Annotated in this window: 2 protein-coding genes; both read left to right on the plus strand. The window is 67.1% G+C overall.

Features of this window, described 5'->3' with window-relative positions:
• Positions 1 to 674 (plus strand): aminotransferase class III-fold pyridoxal phosphate-dependent enzyme (locus AC4FWB_RS34050; protein WP_491030592.1); only part of this gene is annotated, 674 nt, incomplete at its 5' end.
• On the plus strand, positions 671 to 1,467 hold a 797-nt coding region (bioZ, locus tag AC4FWB_RS34055; RefSeq protein ID WP_491030593.1), incomplete at its 3' end, for a 3-oxopimeloyl-[acyl-carrier-protein] synthase BioZ. The genes AC4FWB_RS34050 and bioZ, both read left to right, overlap by 4 nt.

Genomic DNA, 1,467 nt, shown 5'->3' on the forward strand with positions numbered 1-1,467 from the left:
CGCTGGTGCTCGGCGCCGGCGGCATGCTGATGTATCCGGCCTGGGTTGTGGCCGAATTGAAGAAGATCGCGGAAACCTCCGGCACGCTAATGATCGCAGATGAGGTGATGACCGGCTGGGGACGGACGGGCACCATGTTCGCCTGCGAGCAAGCACACGTCTCGCCCGACATCCTGTGCACTTCGAAGGGCCTGACCGGCGGCACCATTCCGCTCGCCGCGACGCTGGCGACCGACGCCATCTTCCAGGCCCATTATTCGACAGACCGGAAGAAGACCTTCTTTCATTCGAGCTCCTACACCGCCAATCCGATTGCCTGCGCGGCCGCACTCGCCAATGTCGAGATCTGGCGCGACGAGCCCGTCGCCGAACGGATCGCGGCCCTGGGCGCGAAACAGGCCGCCGGGCTGCGCCGCTTTCGCGACAACCCCCGCTTCATCGACAGCCGGGTTACCGGCACGATCGCGGCGCTCGATCTGCGCACCGGCTCCGCCGGCTATCTTGCCGAGATCGGGCCGAAGCTGCGGGCGTTCTTCCTCGAGCGGGGACTGCTGGTACGTCCGCTCGGCAACGTCCTCTATCTGCTTCCGCCCTATTGCATCACCGGCGACGAGCTCGACCGGCTCTATGACGCCATCGAGGAGGCCGGTGAACGCTTCGGCTCGAAACCATGAGCCGGTCGACGCGTATCCTCGGGCTTGGCCATCATGCGCCTACACGCAAGGTTGCGAATGCCGAGATCGAGAACAATCTCGGCCTCGAGCCGGGCTGGATCGAGCGGCGTACCGGGATCCGGTCACGCTTCTGGGCATCGGGTGACGACACGCTGTCGGGCCTTGCCGCGCAGGCAGGCGACATGGCGCTGGCAAATGCCGGCATCGACCGCGGTGACGTCGGCCTGCTGCTGCTGGCCACCTCGACGCCCGACCATCTTCTGCCGCCGAGCGCGCCGCTGGTCGCGCATCGGCTTGGCCTTGGCCGCGCCGGCGCCATCGATCTGACCGGCGCCTGCGCCGGCTTCATCTATGCACTGATGTTCGCCGACGGGTTCACCCGCCTGCACCGCAGACCCGCGCTCGTCATTGCCGCCAACATCCTCAGCCGCCGCATCAACCTGGCCGAGCGCGCCAGCGCCGTGCTGTTCGCCGATGCCGCCGGCGCGGTCGTGATCGGTCCGTGCGAGGATGCCGATCGCGGCATTCTTGGCGCTTCGGTGGACTCGGACGGTTCGCGCTACGGGCTGATCCAGATTCCCGCCGGCGGCAGCAACAGACCGTTCCACGACGGTCTCGATATCGAGCAAACCCGGATGACGATCGTGGACGGCCGCGAAGTGTTCAGCAAGGCGGTGGCGATGATGACCGCTTGCTCCCAGGAGGCGCTGGGCGCGGCGCGGCTGAAGCCGCAGGACATCAACCGCTTCGTGCCGCATCAGGCCAACGCCCGCATCTTCGACGCGGTCGGCAG

It is taken from the genome of Mesorhizobium sp. LEGMi-168a, assembly GCF_058312955.1.